An 18,502-nucleotide genomic window follows, 5' to 3' on the forward strand; every position below is an offset into this window, starting at 1 on the left:
GGTGTTTTTTTGTATCTGTCGTTTGTGAATGTGCCGGGCGTTTCACCCGGCTGAATGCGCTATCCGCGTCGCGCCAGCGTCGCCCCGTCTGAGAAATACGCCCGAATCCCCGCCAGAATCGACTCCGCCACCTCCTGCTGGAATTTTGCCGTCTTGAGCTTACGCTCCTCTTCAACGTTACTGATAAACGCCGTTTCGACCAGTATGGAGGGAATATCCGGCGCTTTAAGCACCGCAAACCCGGCCTGTTCAACGCTGTTTTTATGCAGCTTATTGATGTTACCCAGCTTGCCCAGCACCGCTTTACCAAACTTCAGGCTGTCGTTAATGGTCAGGGACTGCACCATATCGAACATCGTGTGGTCGACGTAGCGGTCACCGCTTTTGCTCACGCCACCGATCAGATCCGAGGCGTTCTGAGTGTCGGCCAGGTAACGCGCCGCGGTACTGGTCGCGCCTTTGGTTGAGAGCGCAAACACTGACGATCCACTCGGCTGACGGCTGGTAAAGGCATCTGCGTGGATCGAGACGAAGAGATCGGCGCGCTGCTTCTGCGCTTTTGCCACGCGAACTTTCAGCGGGATAAAGACATCTTCATTGCGCGTCATGTAGGCGCGCATATTGCCCTCTTTATCAATCAACGCCTTCAGACGACGGGCAATTTGCAGCACCACGTCTTTCTCCCGCGTATGATATTTCCCCACCGCACCGGAGTCTTCGCCGCCGTGGCCAGGATCGAGCATGATCACAATCGGGCGATCGCGCCCCGCTTTGCCCGGCTGCGGACCACTTTGCGCAGGCGGAACCTGACGTTGCAGATCGCCTTTGTTGTAATCCTCCAGCAGGGCCAGAAGCGGATCCTGAATATCCGTTGCATTGGCTGGGTAGAGATCAATTACCAGACGCTCTTTAAACGTCGCCACAGGGGCGAGAGCGAACAGCTGCGGCTTCACGTTCTGTTTGAGCTCAAACACCATACGCACGGTTTGCGGATCAAACTGCCCGACGCGCGCCGATTTAATAAACGGATCGTCACCGCGGATCTGCGCCGCCATCCCCTTCAGCACGGAGTTAAGGTTCACGCCTTCGAGATCCACTACCACACGTTCAGGATTGCTGAGGGCAAATTGCTTATATTTCAGCACACGATTGGATTCGACCGTCACGCGCGTGTACGTCGACGACGGCCAGACGCGCACCGCCACCACCTGACTCGTGGCGGCAAGGCCGACCTGGCTGACGCTAAGCAACCACATTGCCCCGGCCCCTTTTAACAAACGGCGGCGGCTTATTGCTGAATTGGATCCCGACATGCTTCTCCCGAGCAAGAAAACGAACTGATATACAAAAGTCCAGATTGACCGAAAACTTTAACGAATGACGCATAAACTGTCATCTATAAAAGGGTAAACAATTCGCTGCTAACGCACGGATTACTTATTCATTTCTGTGGGTCGCAGAAAATTTGCACTTGCACACGCGGCCACAATCGAATAAAAATACAGAAATTACGAATAAACATTCATTAAGGGTTGTGCCATGGTGAAGGAACGTAGAACCGAACTGGTCCAGGGATTCCGCCATTCTGTTCCCTATATCAACGCCCACCGGGGAAAAACGTTTGTCATCATGCTTGGTGGCGAAGCCATTGAACATGAAAACTTTTCAAGCATTGTCAATGACATAGGCCTGCTGCACAGTCTCGGAATCCGCCTGGTGGTGGTCTACGGCGCGCGCCCGCAGATCGATGCCAACCTGGCCGCTCACCACCACGAGCCGATTTATCACAAACATACCCGCGTCACAGATGCGAAAACCCTGGAACTGGTGAAACAGGCGGCGGGGCTGCTGCAGCTGGATATTACGGCTCGCCTGTCGATGAGTCTGAACAACACGCCGCTGCAGGGGGCGCATATCAACGTCGTGAGCGGCAACTTTATCATCGCCCAGCCCCTCGGCGTGGACGATGGCGTGGATTACTGCCACAGCGGTCGCATTCGTCGTATTGATGAAGAGGCCATTCACCGTCAGCTGGACAGCGGTGCCATCGTGCTCATGGGCCCGGTGGCGGTATCCGTGACCGGCGAAAGCTTCAACCTCACGTCAGAAGAGATTGCCACCCAGCTGGCTATCAAGCTGAAGGCGGAAAAAATGATTGGGTTTTGCTCCTCACAGGGCGTCGTTAACGATGAAGGGGTGATTGTGCCGGAACTCTTCCCGAATGAAGCCCAGGCGCGCGTGGAAGCGCTGGAGGCCGAAGGAGATTACCACTCCGGCACCGTGCGTTTTCTGCGTGGTGCGGTGAAGGCCTGCCGTAGCGGCGTGCGCCGTAGCCACCTGATCAGCTATCAGGAAGACGGGGCCTTACTGCAGGAGCTCTTCTCCCGGGATGGCATCGGCACCCAGATTGTCATGGAGAGTGCGGAGCAGATACGCCGCGCGACCATCAACGATATCGGCGGTATTCTGGAACTGATCCGCCCGCTGGAACAGCAGGGTATTCTGGTGCGTCGTTCCCGTGAACAGCTGGAGATGGAGATCGACAAATTCACCATTATTCAGCGCGATAACCTGACCATTGCCTGCGCCGCGCTCTATCCGTTCCCGGAAGAGAAGATCGGTGAAATGGCCTGTGTGGCTGTGCATCCTGACTACCGGAGCTCTTCTCGCGGAGAAATGCTGCTAGAGCGCGTGGCGGCGCAGGCGCGCCAGATGGGATTGAGCAAGCTGTTCGTCCTGACCACGCGCAGCATTCACTGGTTCCAGGAACGCGGGTTCACGCCGGTGGATATCGATTCCCTGCCGGAAACGAAGAAAGAGATGTACAACTATCAGCGCCGTTCAAAAGTGCTGATGGCCGACCTGGGATAATACGCCACTTGCCGGGAAGCGCTGCGCTTACCCGGCCTGCATTTCGTCCCCCATTCAGAGAGACTCAAAGATTGCGCCCAGCCCGCTTCGGCGTTCCGTGCGGGTGGCGATGGCCTGCATCAGCACGCGTTCATCGGTATACAGCGACAGGCGCTGACGCGCACGCGTGATGGCGGTATAGATCAACTCGCGGGTAACGACAGGTGAAAGCTGCGTCGGCAGGATCAACGCCGCATGGTTAAACTCAGAGCCCTGCGATTTATGCACCGTCATCGCCCACGCAGTTTCATGCTCGGGCAAACGGCTGGGCTGGAAGGACTTCACGCTACCATCCGGCATCTGGAACCAGACGCGCAACCCCTGCCCGCGATCGAGTGCAATGCCGATATCGCCATTAAACAACCCCAGCGCACTGTCGTTGCGGGAAATCATCACCGGGCGTCCTTCATACCAGCGCGAGTGCAGGGTACGGTTGATTTTACGTTTCTGCGCCAGCAGCTGTTCCAGCCTGTCATTCAGGCCGCTGACGCCAAACGGCCCCTCCCTCAACGCGCAGAGCAACTGATATTCGCCAAACGCGGCAATCACCTGCTCCGGCGGACGTTGCTGTTGTACGCCGGTAAGAAAATGTTGATACCCCAGCAGGGCATCATCCAGCATCGCCTGATACTCTTCCCCACTTTGCAGCGATTTTTTCTCAATGTCGGTAAAGGTACCGTCAAACACCGCACAGGTCGTGTGCCGGTCTCCCCGGTTCACCGCCGACGCAAGCTGCCCGATGCCGGAGTCGCTGCCGAAACGGTAGCTTTTTTGCAGCAGGCACAAGCTGTCGCGCAGCGCGCCCGCGATTGAGTGCTGTTCCGCCGCAAGGGAACACCCTGTCAGGCGGGCCAACTCCTCCGCGCGTTCCGCGGTATAACCCAGACTGGCATAGGTGCAGATATCACCCAGCACGGCCCCGGCTTCCACGGACGCTAGCTGGTCACGGTCGCCGAGGAAAATGACCCGCGCATGAGGCGGCAAAGCATCGATCAGCCGCGACATCATCGTCAGGTCAATCATCGACGCTTCATCCACCACCAGCACATCCAGGTGTAGCGGGTTACCGGCATGGTAGCGCAGACGCTGGCTACCCGGCTGCGCGCCAAGTAACCGATGCAACGTGCTGGCTTCATTGGGAAAAAGCGCAAGCTGTTCCCCTGTGAGCGGCAATTTTTGCAGGGCACCGCCTAATGACTCCGTCAGACGTGCCGCGGCTTTACCGGTGGGAGCCGCCAGACGAATACGACACTTTTGCTCACCGGATAACTGAATCAGCGCGGCAAGCAGTTTTGCCACCGTCGTTGTTTTCCCGGTGCCCGGGCCGCCCGAAATCACCGAGATCCGCCGCGTTAACGCCACGGCGGCCGCCACTTTCTGCCAGTCAGTCGCGTCGTCAGAGGTAAACAGCGTATCCAGCACTTGCCGGAGCTGCGCTTCATCGCAGGGAAGCGGGGCGTTGGTCTCGCTGAAGAAGCGCGCCACCGTCAGTTCGTTACGCCAGAGTCGGTTCAGATACAAACGCTCGCCGGTCAAAATCAGTGGCGTCCCGGTATCGGTCGCGCTGACGGCAGGCGAGCGGAGTAATATCGCCTGCCAGTCCACTGCCTCACCGAGCAGTGCGAAACACGACTGCAGCGCCGGAGGCATTTTCTCATCCACAGCCAGACGCGACAGCGGAAGGCACACATGCCCCTCGCCTGCGTCTTTACTCAGAATGGCGGCAGCGAGCATAACGGCTGGCTCCTCGCCCGCCACCATCATGGCAAACTGCACGTCCAGGTGGCGCAATAATCGTTGTTCTACCGCCTCCAGCAATAGCGCCTGCATCGTCATGCCACCTCCTCTGTGCGTGCAGCAAACAGGTTATCCATTTTTTCAATCAGCTCCGCATCCGGACGGGTGCTAAAAACGCCCGACTGCGGGTCGTTAGCATCCACGCCGCGCAGGAACAGGTAAATAACGCCGCCAAAATGGTCTTCGTAACGGTAATCGGCCATGCGATGGCGCAGGTACCGGTGCAACGCCAGGGTATAGAGCTGATACTGCAGGTCGTAGCGATGCATTTGCATCGCTGAGGCCATCGCCTGTTGGGTATAGGCTTCGCTGTTCTCACCCAGCCAGTTCGATTTGTAATCCAGCAGGTAGTAGCGCCCTTCGTGGCGGAAAATCAGGTCGATGAACCCTTTTAACATCCCCTGAACCTGGCGGAAGTTGAGCGGTGGGCACCCGGCGGATAACGGATCGTACTCACGGATCAACGCGTCAAGCGCGTCGGCCCTGAGCGGGCTGGCGATGGGGAGATAAAACTCCATTTCGACCTGTTTATCTTTGGCGGTCAGCTGGCTGAGGGAAATCCCCTGTGTCGTGAGCGGCGCGTGCAAAACAGCGCGGAGCCAGTCGGTGAGAACCGGCTGCCATTGGGCGTCGTAGCCGCCGCTCTGGAGCATCTTCAGCACCCATTCTTCAGAGACCGGCTGGGTAAAATCCAGCTCTTCAAACAGGCTGTGTAAAAACGTGCCCGGCGAGGCCCCACGCGGGAACTGATGCGGTGTGAGCACCGGTTCAGCGGGCACGCTTCCTGCGCCTGCGGCATCTACGTCCAGTTTAGGCATCAAATCCTGAGCAACGCTTTGCCCGTGCTGCTGTAAACCGGAGTAACTGGTAACGCGCCAGTCGTCGGCAATCGTGCGGGCAACCTGGCGGGCATGCAGCTCTGACGTTCTCTGTTCCGGCGTCTGCCAGCGGCTGTTGTCGGGCTGAGACGGAATATGCAGGGCAACATGCTCTGAGCAAAGAGATTCGATGCACTGGCGCAGACCGGCAGCATCTTTGGGTTCGCCTCGCTGGATAAGCCTTCCCAGCGCACTCAGATGAAAATCACTCTCGCCGCTCTTATCGCCCCGGCGACGAAACAGCGGCGCAACGCCCAGGCTGCAGTGCCAGACCGAGCGGGTCAGCGCCACATAAAGCAGACGCAGATCTTCTGCCAGACGCTCGGCTTCGGCCAGCTCAACGCTTGACTCTGCGTTGCTGAGATCGAGTACCGCTTCAAACGACTCGCGATCGTGGTAAAAAGCCTGATCCTGAACGCGGTAATTGGCGATAAAGGGCAGCCAGACCAGCGGATATTCCAGGCCTTTCGATTTGTGAATGGTGACGATTTGCACCAGGTGTTTATCACTCTCAAGGCGCATCTGCTGGCTGGACGAATTACTGTTCGGGTCGGCAATCTGCTGCGCCAGCCAGCGCACCAGGGCATGCTCGCTCTCCAGCTGTGTCCCCGCTTCCTGCAGCAGTTCGCTGATATGCAGAATATCGGTCAGACGGCGCTCGCCGCCCGCGGTTGCGAGCATGTTCTCCGCAATGTGACGCTCTGCCATGAGCTCGCGCACCATCGCCATCACGCCGCGCTTTTGCCATTTTTCGCGGTAGCGAACAAACTCTTCTACCACGGCATCCCACGCGGCTTCGTCATTGTTGAGCACATCAATATCACGCGCATTCAGCCCGAGCATCGCACTCGCCAGTGCACTGCGCAGCGCACTCTCACGCTCTGGCGCCAGCACGGCCTGCAGCAGCCAAAGCATCTCCTGGGCTTCCAGCGTTTCAAAAACGCTGTCGCGGTTGGAAAGATAGACGGACGGAATATTCAGTAGCGTCAGGGCGTCGCGAATAAGCGCGGCCTCCTGGCGGCTTCGCACCAGCACCGTGATATCGGATGCTTTTACCGGCGCGGGTTTATCGCCCTTCCATAGCAACGCATCTCCACGCGCGCCTGCGCTGAGCCAGTCCCTTATTTGCGCCGCACAGTACTGGGCCATGGCATTTTGATAGTCGGCGACGCCACAGCCTTCGCCGTCCAGCAGCCAGAAGTGCATGGCGGGCTGCGTCTCGCCGTTGAATTCGAAGCGCAACGAATCGTTTTTCGGGGCAAATTTGACCGGCAGAAACGGGATTTCCCGGAACATAAACGCCATATCCATGCGGCTGAACAGCGCGTTAACGCTTTCCACCATGCCGGGAGAGGATCGCCAGTTGGTATCGAGCGTATAGTGCGCATCAACCTCACTGCGGGCCTTCATGTAGGTGAAAATATCCGCACCGCGGAAAGCGTAAATGGCCTGCTTCGGATCGCCGATTAACAGCAGTGCGGTGCCGGGCTGATGGCGCCAGATACGGCGGAAAATACGGTACTGCTGAGGGTCGGTATCCTGAAACTCGTCAATCATTGCGACCGGGAAGCGAGTACGAATCGCCTCTGCAAGCGCTTCGCCATTTTCGCTGCACAACGCCGCATCAAGGCGACTCAGCATGTCATCAAACCCCAGCTCGCCCCGGCGGCGCTTTTCGCGCGCCACGGCATCGCGAATTTCCGTCATCGCACGGGTGATCATCAGATCGTTAAGCGTCAGGGGCTCCGCCAGCAGAGTTTCAATTGCCACAAACAGGGGATGTTCAGGCACAATGCCGTCGGCTTTGGTCCGCTCAACCAGGAAACGCTGTGAGAATTTCTCCAGCGCGTCCGGAAGCTGATAACCGCGCGTCTCTTCCTTCGCCCATGCGCTGATCTTCTCGATCCATTTTCCCTGGTTGCCACGGTTGAACTTGCGTCTGTCAATCCCGGAACTCTCGATGATCGCCTCAATCTCGCCGACTGATTCATTCCATTTTTGCTTGATGTCTGCGATTCGCGCGATGATTTTTTCATGGCGTGAGGCCAGGGTTTCATCCGCTGGCGGCGGCGATTTGATGACCGGCGCTTCCCCCTGAAGATAACGATCGATGGCGCGCAGCAGTGCCTCTGGCCCTTTCCACAAGGCATGTACCGCTTCGGCGATATCGCGCGGTAACGGGTAGCAGTGGCGACGCCAGAAATCCGCACAGGCCTGATAGCGCAGCACGGATTCATCTTCAATGAGTTGTTGTTCAAACAGCATGCCGGATTCGAACGCATTCAGGCTCAGCATGCGCTGGCAAAACCCGTGAATGGTGAAGACGGACGCTTCGTCCATCTGTCGTTCCGCAAGGAGCAGCCACTGGGCGGCCTGCTGCTTATCAGCAATTTCTTCCAGAAGGCTCGCGTAGAGAGGGTTATCCGTACTCTGGCGCAGGCAGGCGATGCGCAGTTCGTGAATATTGGTACGAATACGGCCGCGCAACTCAGCGGTGGCGGCCTCGGTAAAGGTCACGACCAACAGCTCTTCAACGCTCAAAGGGCGCGGAAAAGCAGCGTTACCGCCAAGCCCTAACAGCAGGCGCAGATAGAGCGCGGCAATGGTAAACGTTTTTCCCGTTCCCGCTGAGGCTTCAATCAATCGTTCACCCTGTAGAGGTAAACGTAAGGGATCAAGGGACTCAGCGGTATCGGTCATTCTTTCTTACTCCAGGGCATTGATTGCTGCAGCGCGCTGACGCTCTTCCAGACTTTCCAGCCGTGCGGGTTCACGTACTCCGTTTTCCCGTTCTGGCTACCGGAAACCTGAGACAGAATGGTGATGCCCTGCGGCTTAATCACGGCCTGATGGAAGAAGTCCGCAACCTTCTGCGGCGTCAGCTGTTTTATCTCGGCCACTACTTTATCACGCGAATCAAATTTCATATTACCGCGATCAAAATCTTTGCTCAGCTGCGATGCCTCTTCGCCCAGCGTCTGCGGCGGCTGCATCACCTGCGCAATGACGGCCTGCTGGATCTGGGCAAATTCTTCCGGCTTCATGGCCCGCAGCTTTGCTTCCACCTGCGGGAAGAAGGCCTGATAGCGCTGCCAGAGATAGGCCGGTTGTTTATCGCTGCTTTGCAGCAGGAAGCCCAGCCCCCACTGACGGCCTACGTTCATCGAGAAAGCAAATACCGCGTAGCCAAGCTGCTCTTCCGTGCGCAGTTGGTTATAGAACCACGGCTGAATAATCTGCCCCAGCACCGCGCTCTGTGCGGCCCCGGAGAATTCGTCATAGCCCGTGGGCACAAACACTGCAGCCAGCGCGGAATCGGTACTGCTCCCCGCTTTTTCAAAAATCACATTCTGTTTTTTCTCAACCAGCACGTCCTGGTTACGGCACCACTCGTCGCCTTTCGAACCCAGCTGAGTGCGGACATTCTCTGCCAGCGTTTTAGCCTGATCCTCGCTCATGTTACCGACGATAAGGAACTCAGGACGCGTGTTAGTTTTCAGCGCATCACGGTAAGCCAGCACCTCTTTTAATGAGATAGATGGCAGCAATGCCCGGCGTTCTTCACGCTGGAAATACGGGATTTGCGACAGCATTTGCGCTGGCATCAGCGCCTGATCGTAGGCTTTGCCCTTTTCCGCAGAATCCATCATCTGCGCATACCAGGACTTGGCCTGCTCAAGCTGCTCTTCCGTCGGCGTATAGCTAAAATAGCCCTCCAGCAGTGCCTGGAACAGCTGAGGCAAACGCTGGGTATAGCCATTTGCATTCAGCATCAAACCATTGTTGGCATTGGTGGAGAAGCTGATCCCGCCAACGGCTGCCTGGTTGCTAAGCTGATCGAGCGCGATACCCGCGAGATAGTCATTAAGCGCGAACATCACCTGATTTTTGGCACTATTCATCGCTTTCGGATTACGCAGCACCACGCTGACATCCACCTTTGGCTCGCTCGCGAAATAACGGCTTGGGGTATACACCACGCGCAGCGTCGGCTCATCGACAATGAGCTGGGGGTGCGGATAATCCTTAGTGGTTTTGATAAGCGTAAAATCATCCGGAATGTAAGGGTTCAGTTCCGGCAACGTCAACGCAATCTCTCCAGCCTTCTTTTGCCAGGCAGCGAAGGTCTGGTCGCCGATCTTGTCTACCTGATAAGGTGCATCGACAAAGTAGGCCGTTTTGTTATGCGGTTCGTTCGGGCTGATGTACCAGATACGGGCATTTTGCGGGGTCATCATCGCCAGGCGCGCTTTTAACGCCGCCGCATCATAGCGATCGGCAATATTGACCGCATCGAGAGTGTGTTCCACCGGCACGCGGATCATGGTATCCGCCAGCCACTCCACATAATCCATGTCGCGGGTGATGGACGGGTAACGGAAATCGAGATCCAGCACATGAGCGAGTTCATCAAAATAGCGCTTATCGACGCCTTTCTCACGCAGCAAAGAGAGGTAGCTGAAGATAGCGGCAACCACTTCATCACGGTTCGCCTGCCCTTTATCGGTCAGGGTAGCGGAAATTGCCAGCACGCCGCTGTTGCCGTTTACAACAGGATCCGAATCGGCGCGAATCCCTTCCACCAGCCCCTGTTTTTGCAGCCAGTCGGATAATGTTCCCGGACTGCGGTTACCAATCAGGTAGGTCACCAGCTCGTCGGTTTTGCTGCGAAACTGTGCGGTGTTGTTATCAATGCGGAACTCAACGCGCAGCACTTTGCGGGGCATGGCAGGAACATAGTGGATGACAATCCCTTTTTGCGCGTCCGTGACAACCGGCACGTCAATCTTGGGCAGGTCGATATTTTTATTTGGCACCCGGCCAAACGTTTTTGCCGCCAAACCAGCCAGTTCAGGCAGTGGTTTATTGCTGTAAATAACCGCCTTCATCAGGTTGGCTGAGTAGTATTTGTCGCGAAACGCATGCAGAGCATCAATGACCGGGCTGCCGGGTTTATCGCTGAGCGTCTCCAGATTGCCGCCCGAGAAGCGTGCACCCGGGTGCGCCGGGTTGATCGTCTCAGCGCTGACCTGCGCCATACGCATACCGTCTCGGGTACGGGCCATCGTCAGTTCGGCATTCACCGCATTGCGTTCACGATCGGCGTATTTTTTATCCAGCAGCGGCGCGGCGATAGCATCCGCAAGACGATCAACCGCCCCGTCCAGCGCGTCATTTTCGACTTCGAGATAAAAGGCCGTGCGGTAAGGTGCCGTGCTGGCATTGTGGCTGCCGCCATGCATTTTTAGAAATTCGGACAGGCTATCCGGCTGCGGATACTTCTTTGACCCCATTAACGTCATGTGTTCGAGGTAATGCGCCAGCCCCGGATGAGCCTCAGGATCTTCCAGCGATCCAATCGGCACGACCAATGCCGAGAGGGATTTCACCGCCTGCGGATCGGAAACCAGCAGCACGGTCATGCCGTTATCAAGCCGGATCGCCTGATACTGCCGGGTGTCTTTTTCGCTCTTACGGATAGTGTCCTGAACGGGTTGCCAACCGGAGTCTGCCTGAGTGAAGGGAGCCCAAAGGGCGATAAACAAAACAAACGCTTTGAACACGGTGCTGCCTGGCATTACGACCTCTTTATCACGGCTATCCCCGTCATACTTCAAGTTGCATGTGCGTTGGCTACGTGCGTTCACCCCAGTTACTTACTAATGTAAGCTCCGGGGGGATTCACGCCCTTGCCGCCTTCCTGCAACTCGAATTATTTAGGGTAAACATCATTAACACACTGCGTGCTGGACACGCCAACATCTCTTTATTGGGGGTACATCAGTCCGTGATAAGAAGTGCATCATAAATGAACACCCCATACTGCGCAATTTTTATACAGCGCTCAGGACTGATTAAATTTAAACAACGGTAACAGGTAGCGCTTTGCCTCTTCCGTGATAGCCTCAAAGTACTCTGGTTCGAGCGTGCGCCATAGGCGCTGATACCAGACATCTTCCCCCTCGCCGCGCACCATCATGTTCCCTTCATAGGCCTGCATAAATTTACTGCGCGCTTTCTGCAGAGAAGCCTCATCCGTTAACATCGCATCATTCTGTGCGTCGTAACAGGCTTTTATCCACGCACCACCACTTTCAGGCAATAACAGCAGGGGTTTGTTCATTCCCTGGAGATAGCCTTCAATGTACAAAGAGAGGTAGCGAAACGCCTGATCTGCCTCCATTGGCGGAAAGCGCCACTCGCCCTCTTTGCGCACGAAGATCCGGCTTTCGCCTTTGTGGCCCAACGCACTGTAGACAAGATGTTCCAGCCAGAGTTGCAATCCTTGTGAAACGCTGAGCAGTGAAGGCCGCCAGCGCAGCAGCCCATCAGGCTGAACCTGAGTGAGCCAGCCGGTGAGCTGGATGCCATTGCAGCTGAGATCGATTTCAAGACTTTGTCCGGGCTGACGGTGCTCCCTTACGCGCTCCGCCAGAGCGTTCATCTCCTGGCATTGCGCCTCCCAGACGATCTCCCCAAACGCGCCGTAAGGCAGTTGCCCTGCCGCACGATAGCGGCGATAAAGCTTGTCAGCATCTTCCTCGTCAACCAGTGCATTCAGCAGTTGCAGATTTAACTGATAGCGCTCCAGCCCTTCCAGCGTAAAAGGCTCTGCATCCGGAATTTCGCTCTCTTCAGAACGGAAGTTGACCTGCAATCGTTGCTGGAAGAAGGCGCGAACAGGATGCGCCCAAAAGCGTTGAAGCTGTTCAAAAGTCAGGGTGTTAATGGGCAGCGGGTCAAGTGTCTGAATGAAATCCGTATGTGCTCTCCCCTCCTTTTTCGCCGCCGGTAGCCACTCGCGGGCATAGCTCTGCTGTTCGCTAACAACGTAGTTCATCGGGTCAAACGGCATACGGCTGTGGACACAGGTGATATGCGCCTTGACCCGCTGTTCGCTTTCATCACAGTTAAGGGCTTCATCACCCGCCAGATAGTGGCTCTGGCCGATATAATCCACTAACTCCTGCACCAGAACGGAGGGGAAGCGCTCGCTGTTATCCTGAATGGAGCGGCCGATATAGCTGATATAGAGCTTACTCTGGGCAGAGATGAGCGCTTCGAGGAAAAGATAGCGGTCATCATCACGACGACTACGGTCACCCCGCTTTGGATTTGCGCTCATTAAATCGAACCCCAGCGGCGCCAGGGCGCGAGGATAAACGCCGTCATTCATGCCGAGCAAACAGACCACCTTAAAGGGGATTGAACGCATTGGCATCAGCGTGCAGATATTGATTGGGCCCGCCAGGAAACGCTGACTGATTCGCTCCTGGTCAAGACGCTGCGTCAATTCATCCCTCAGCAGCGACAATGGAATCGCCTCGTGATAGTGGGAATTCACGCCCTCGTCGACGATAGCCTGCCACTGCGTTTCAATGAGCGCCATCGCCGCTTCGGTGTCACTGTCTGGCAGGAAGAAATCATTGAGCAACGCCCTGCAAACCGGAAGCCACTCTTCAAGCGGACGCGGCTGCATTAACTCACGACGCCAGCGGTTAAGCTGCATCAGCAGAGACGCTAAATGCCCCACCAGTTCAGCAATCAAACCGCTGGACTCATCGTATGGCAGCACCTCATTCCACTCGCCCTGGCTGCTTTCCATGGCGTAGCCCAGCAGCATACGCGTCAGGCCAAACCGCCAGGTATGTTGCCCGGTCGGAGGAAGCTCGAACTCCTGGACGTTGTCGTCATCAATCCCCCAGCGCACGCCAGATTCATTCACCCACTGGCGAAGGTAGCGCAGCCCTTCCTCATTGATGTTGAAGCGTGCGGCCAGCACGGGAACATCCAGTAACGCCAGGACATCTTCCGAGATGAAGCGGCTATCCGGCAGTGAAAGCAGGGTAACAAAGGCCTGCAAGGCGGGATGCGACTGACGAGCGCGACGGTCAGAGATAGCGTAAGGCAAGTATCGCTCCCCTGTCGCACTGCCGAAAACAGCCTGAATAAAGGGGCTGTAGCTATCGATGTCTGCCACCATCACCACGATGTCACGCGGCGTGAGTTCGGGATCGTCCTGCAGCATCGCCAGCAACTGGTCGTGAAGCACTTCGACCTCACGCTGCGGGCTATGGCACACATGGATCGTGATACTACGATCGTCAGCATCCAGATTCCGCTTGCTGTCGCTGCGTTCAAACTCTTTCGCCGTCACACCCATAACGGCACGGTTTTCCAGATCAAGAATATCGAGCTGAATGTTATGCAGCAGGTTATCCGGGGCGATCTCGACAAAAGCATCCACATCGCCTTCACCCGATGAAGTGATATCAGAGAGCATGTGAATGTAATCACGTCCCAGCTTCCCCCATGAGGCAAGCAGCGGATTGGGCAGGTTCTGAATACCGTCTTCATCGAAAAGCTGCGCGGCGGTGGAGCCGTCTTTAAACAAAGGGACGGATCGCTCTTCAAAAAGGCGCTTTCTTTGGCGGGTTACCAGTCGTGAAAGCCAGCGTTCATCGAGGATATCCCCCCAATAGTGCCGGCAGGGGTTGGTAAACAAAATATGAATATCAATATGTTTACCCAGCGCATTCAGCGCCTTCAGATAGACAGGGGGTAATGCGGATATCCCACAGATAAAGACGCGTGACGGCAGACGGGCCGGGCGCTCCGACGCATTTTCGAGTATCGAGATAAACCGATCGTACAAATTGGCACGGTGCCACTTAGGCTGGCCCAGTTTCTCCGTATGCTCAACCAGCGCTTTCCACAGCGGCGCCTGCCAGATTTGCGCCTCCGGTAGCCCTTCAACCCGCTCACCCGCTTCCCAGCGAATTAACCAGTCAGCACGGTAAACCAGATATTGGTCGTAGAGATCGGCGGTACGGGACGCCAGCTGGAACAGCTTGCGCTTATCGGTATCGTCATTGAGATAGTGGCGCAGCATGGCGAATTCATCGTGCTGCAGCATTTCCGGCAGCAGCGCCATCAGCTTCCAGCTCATGCTCTGCTTGTTGAAGGCGCTCTGCTCGGGAATGTCTGGCAATACGCGAACAAACATTTCCCAGATAAAGCTCGCCGGCAGCGGAAAATCAATGTTCGCGGCAATGCCAAATTTACGGGAAAGCGACATTTGCAGCCACTGCGCCATACCGGTGCTTTGCACCAGCACCATTTCAGGCTCAAAAGGGTCGTCCAGCCGCTCGCGCTCAACGATAAATTCCATCAGCGCTTCCAGCACATCCAGACGATTTGAGTGGTAGACCCTTAACATAGACGCTCCCGACTACTGGCTAACAGGGCAATGCAGACGCGTTATCTCACCGCGCCGCCCCAGAGGCGAAAAAAGTGTAACCGTGATGCTGACACATCCTGAGTACGTTGTCTGCACCCGACTCACCTGCCAGCCTGCGGGCAGCGCAGTCGTTGAGAGCTGAGCCTGGTTCCAGGCATAATGCCAGAGCTGGCGGTACTGGTTAAACAGGGTAAACCGCGCCGCCAGTGCCCTGTGATAACCGGCCAGTGCGGTTACGATCATCACCAGCAGCATCATCGCCAGCAGAACCTCAACCATGCTAAATCCTTTCTCTTTGTTTACGGTAGCTGGCATAACGCGCGCTCCTTAAGGGGACAAAAATCACTCCAGCCGTGGGGTGAAAAGTGAATTTTACCGTCGATTATCTCTCCTGAGCGCCAGAGCAGCAGGTCATTGCCTCCGGCAATCAGCAGCACACTCGTCTCACTCAGCCGCCGTAAACACACTCGCCACGCTGATGCCTGTTTGCACTGCGCCAGAGGCTCCGATGACCAACGCTGAACGCGTCCCCACTCAAGCGCAGATTGCACCGCGGCCTGCTGCTGAAATGAACGGTTTTCTCCGCCAACGAGCGCACTAAACGTAGTGAGTTGCTGGTTGAGACCGGTGAGGATCAGAGTACCAAGCACCAGTAAAAGCAGAACCAGCGCAAGGGAAGACATTCCACGTTGACGGTTCACAAGTTGTACCCCGTGACCGTATACACCGCCTGATAAGGCTTCCCCTGCTCGCCCTTGCGGATAGCGGCCAGTTCGATAGTAAACTCAGGCGCAAACCTGGCGTGTTCAACTTTACTCACCATAAAGTGCGTGATCACCAGCCTGTCCGGATCCGTGAGCTTTTCCCATCCTTTGCCTTCACACGAGGTTGCACCACGCAGGGTTTCCAGTGCACCCGACTCCAGACGAAAACCGGTGCTGTCGTTTTCTGATGCACTGTTATCCCAGCTGCCGTTACTGTTGGCATCCCATCGCACAATGACACAGCTACCTTGCCTGCCCGTTAACAACCCTTGTCCCGGGCAGTTACCCGCACAGTAGCCTGCCCGCTGGAGCTGTTTGCCGAGGGAAAACAGTCTCTGCCAGACCTCCTCTTCCTGTTCTCGCTGGTCGGATTGCAGTAACACCGCTCGCTGCAAACCGGGTAAAAAGCGCGATGCGCCGATCAATAACAGGCTGCTGATGGCCGTAGCAATCAGAACTTCAGTAAGGGAAAATCCCTGCTGACGCTTCAACATTGTCCCCCCTGCGAGACCTGACACATCCTGATGCGCCCTCCATCTGAGACAATAATCAGCCACGCTCCTGCACGGCTTTGCACTCTTATCCGCCCTGCCCATGCCGTATCCCTCAATCCATAGAACCCGAGTGACGGCGTTACCTCGCTGACCGCGACTTCTGGCCAGAGTGGAATCAGTGCAAAGGGGCTGCCCTGCTCACAGCCTTTTACGGCAGAACTCACCAGGCATGCCCTTTCCCCCACCTGCTGCAAGGTAATGCGGTGCTCGCGGTTGTACCGGTTGGCATGGTTGCGCAGAAACACCAGGTAGTCGCGCACCTGGCTGGCGGTTTGCCACAGCCGCTGCTGCCCCTGCCAACTGCTCCAGCCGTACAGGCCTGAGGCACTGAGAATGACGACCAGCGACACAGCCACCAGCGTTTCAATAAGCGTAAAACCGTTCTCTTTTTTCATACGGGGAGTGTGGCGATGCGCCGATAAAGTGGCGAGCAGCGAATTAACGTTTTACGAGGCGTTATCCAGGGGATTAAGCGAGTTGCAGCGCGTTGCACGCTTTCTGGATAACGCCTCGGGAAACGGGATAAAGACGAAAAAAAACCGGCGCTAAATAGCACCGGTTGTGTCACGCTTTACCGCATCAGATAGCGACGGGCGCTTTGATGCCAGGGTGCGGGTCGTAGCCCTCAATCTCAAAATCATCGAAGCGGTAGTCAAAGATTGACGCCGGTTTGCGCTTGATGATGAGCTTCGGCAGCGCGCGCGGTTCGCGGGTCAGCTGGAGATGGGTCTGCTCCATATGGTTGCTGTAGAGATGGGTGTCCCCACCGGTCCAGACAAAATCCCCCACTTCCAGGTCACACTGCTGCGCCATCATATGGACTAACAGCGCATAGCTGGCAATGTTAAACGGCAGGCCGAGGAACACGTCACAGGAACGCTGGTAGAGCTGGCAGGAGAGCTTTCCGTCAGCGACGTAGAACTGGAAGAACGCGTGGCACGGAGCCAGCGCCATTTTGTCCAGCTCGCCCACGTTCCAGGCGGAAACAATGATTCGGCGCGAGTCCGGATCGTTTTTCAGCTGGTTCATCACGGTGGTGATCTGGTCAATATGGCGGCCATCAGGCGTTGGCCATGCGCGCCACTGCTTGCCGTAAACCGGGCCCAGGTTGCCGTTTTCATCTGCCCATTCGTCCCAGATGGAGACGTTGTTTTCGTGCAGATACGCAACGTTGGTATCGCCTTGCAGGAACCAGAGCAGTTCATGAATGATCGAGCGCAGATGGCAGCGCTTGGTCGTCACCAGAGGGAAGCCTTCCTGTAAATTGAAGCGCATCTGGTGGCCAAAAATGGAGAGCGTACCGGTGCCGGTACGGTCGTTTTTCGGCGTGCCCTCATCGAGCACTTTTTTCATCAATTCAAGATACTGTTTCATGGTTCCTCAGGAAAGTTGTTGCTGTGGACGACGACGATACGCCCAAATCATCATAATGGCACCCGCGACAATCATCGGAATGGAGAGGATCTGCCCCATGCTGATGTACTGTACCCATTCACCGGTGAACTGTGCATCCGGCTGGCGGAAGAATTCAACAATGATGCGGAACGCGCCGTAGCCAATCAGGAACAGGCCGGAGACAGACCCCATCGGGCGCGGTTTGCGAATAAACAGGTTCAGGATGATGAACAGCACGACGCCTTCCAGCGCCAGCTCATAAAGCTGGGACATATGACGCGGCAGCACGCCGTAGGTATCGAAAATGGATTGCCACTCTGGATGCGACGGCAGCAACGCCATGTCTTCTGCACGCGAGCCGGGGAACAGCATGGTGAAAGAGACGCTCGGGTCAACACGCCCCCACAGCTCACCGTTGATAAAGTTGCCCAGACGGCCAGCCCCCAGCCCAAATGGGATCAGTGGTGCGATAAAATCTGATACCTGGAAGAAGTTGCGTTTGGTGCGTTTGGCAAAAATCACCATCACCAGGATCACCCCAATCAGGCCGCCGTGGAAGGACATGCCGCCGTCCCAGACGCGGAACAGGTAGAGGGGATCGTTCAGGAATACCGGGAGGTTATAGAACAGCACATACCCAATACGGCCACCGAGGAACACGCCGAGGAAGCCCGCGTACAGCAGGTTTTCCACTTCGTTTTTGGTCCAGCCGCTGCCAGGACGGCTGGCGCGACGACCAGCAAGCCACATGGCAAAAATGAAGCCCACCAGGTACATCAAACCGTACCAGTGAAGCGAAACAGGTCCTACTGAGAAAATAACCGGATCAAATTCCGGAAAATGCAGATAACCACTGTTCATCTGTCACCACAAGATGTTGTTATTCCGCTGAAAGTGGACAGCGGTAGAAATGCGATTCTGCCTTAAGCAGAGGCTCCAAAGTTGCGAATCATAGCATAAGGC

At 56.2% G+C, this 18,502-nt stretch carries 12 protein-coding genes; 1 reads left to right on the top strand and 11 read right to left on the bottom strand.

Annotation, left to right across the window (positions count from 1 at the left end):
* Window positions 1-59: 59 nt before the first annotated feature.
* The gene (gene amiC / locus L3068_RS18380) at window positions 60-1,313 is read right to left on the bottom strand and encodes an N-acetylmuramoyl-L-alanine amidase AmiC (RefSeq protein WP_117581012.1); all 1,254 of its coding nucleotides are present in this window, start codon (window positions 1,311-1,313) and stop codon (window positions 60-62) included.
* A 226-nt stretch (window positions 1,314-1,539) separates the two neighbouring features.
* Between amiC and argA the strand changes: the two genes are divergently transcribed.
* On the top strand, window positions 1,540-2,871 hold the full coding sequence (gene argA, locus L3068_RS18385; RefSeq protein ID WP_014885072.1) for an amino-acid N-acetyltransferase: 1,332 nt from the start codon (window positions 1,540-1,542) through the stop codon (window positions 2,869-2,871).
* Between the two features lie 54 nt (window positions 2,872-2,925).
* Here the strand turns inward: argA and recD are convergent, their stop codons facing one another.
* The 10 genes from recD to lgt form a co-directional block, all read right to left on the bottom strand.
* The gene (recD, locus tag L3068_RS18390) at window positions 2,926-4,746 is read right to left on the bottom strand and encodes an exodeoxyribonuclease V subunit alpha (protein ID WP_047027303.1); all 1,821 of its coding nucleotides are present in this window, start codon (window positions 4,744-4,746) and stop codon (window positions 2,926-2,928) included.
* Entirely contained in the window at window positions 4,743-8,285 is a 3,543-nt protein-coding gene (recB, locus tag L3068_RS18395; RefSeq protein ID WP_117581014.1) for an exodeoxyribonuclease V subunit beta, read from the bottom strand. The genes recD and recB overlap by 4 nt, the downstream gene beginning before the upstream one ends.
* A complete protein-coding gene (gene ptrA, locus L3068_RS18400; protein ID WP_117581016.1) occupies window positions 8,282-11,164 on the bottom strand; it encodes a pitrilysin in 2,883 nt (960 codons plus the stop codon). The genes recB and ptrA overlap by 4 nt, the downstream gene beginning before the upstream one ends.
* A gap of 266 nt (window positions 11,165-11,430) precedes the next feature.
* Window positions 11,431-14,805, bottom strand: coding sequence for an exodeoxyribonuclease V subunit gamma (gene recC / locus L3068_RS18405; protein WP_117581018.1), 3,375 nt, complete (start codon window positions 14,803-14,805; stop codon window positions 11,431-11,433).
* A 12-nt stretch (window positions 14,806-14,817) separates the two neighbouring features.
* Entirely contained in the window at window positions 14,818-15,141 is a 324-nt protein-coding gene (locus tag L3068_RS18410) for a prepilin-type N-terminal cleavage/methylation domain-containing protein (RefSeq protein WP_117581020.1), read from the bottom strand.
* Window positions 15,126-15,527, bottom strand: coding sequence for a DUF2509 family protein (locus L3068_RS18415; RefSeq protein ID WP_117581023.1), 402 nt, complete (start codon window positions 15,525-15,527; stop codon window positions 15,126-15,128). The genes L3068_RS18410 and L3068_RS18415 overlap by 16 nt, the downstream gene beginning before the upstream one ends.
* Window positions 15,524-16,084, bottom strand: coding sequence for a prepilin peptidase-dependent protein (locus tag L3068_RS18420; RefSeq protein ID WP_117581025.1), 561 nt, complete (start codon window positions 16,082-16,084; stop codon window positions 15,524-15,526). The genes L3068_RS18415 and L3068_RS18420 overlap by 4 nt, the downstream gene beginning before the upstream one ends.
* Complete coding sequence (locus L3068_RS18425; RefSeq protein ID WP_045134120.1) at window positions 16,078-16,539, bottom strand: prepilin peptidase-dependent protein; 462 nt, start codon at window positions 16,537-16,539, stop codon at window positions 16,078-16,080. Before L3068_RS18425 ends, L3068_RS18420 begins: the two co-directional genes overlap by 7 nt.
* Before the next feature lie 184 nt (window positions 16,540-16,723).
* Window positions 16,724-17,518 carry a thymidylate synthase gene (gene thyA, locus L3068_RS18430; RefSeq protein WP_014885081.1) on the bottom strand — a complete coding sequence of 265 codons (795 nt, stop codon included), beginning with the start codon at window positions 17,516-17,518 and terminating at the stop codon, window positions 16,724-16,726.
* Window positions 17,519-17,524: 6 nt separating this feature from the next.
* A complete protein-coding gene (gene lgt, locus L3068_RS18435; RefSeq protein ID WP_014885082.1) occupies window positions 17,525-18,400 on the bottom strand; it encodes a prolipoprotein diacylglyceryl transferase in 876 nt (291 codons plus the stop codon).
* Window positions 18,401-18,502: the final 102 nt, after the last annotated feature.

Source organism: Enterobacter cloacae complex sp. ECL414 (assembly GCF_021869685.1).
GTDB lineage: Bacteria > Pseudomonadota > Gammaproteobacteria > Enterobacterales > Enterobacteriaceae > Enterobacter > Enterobacter kobei.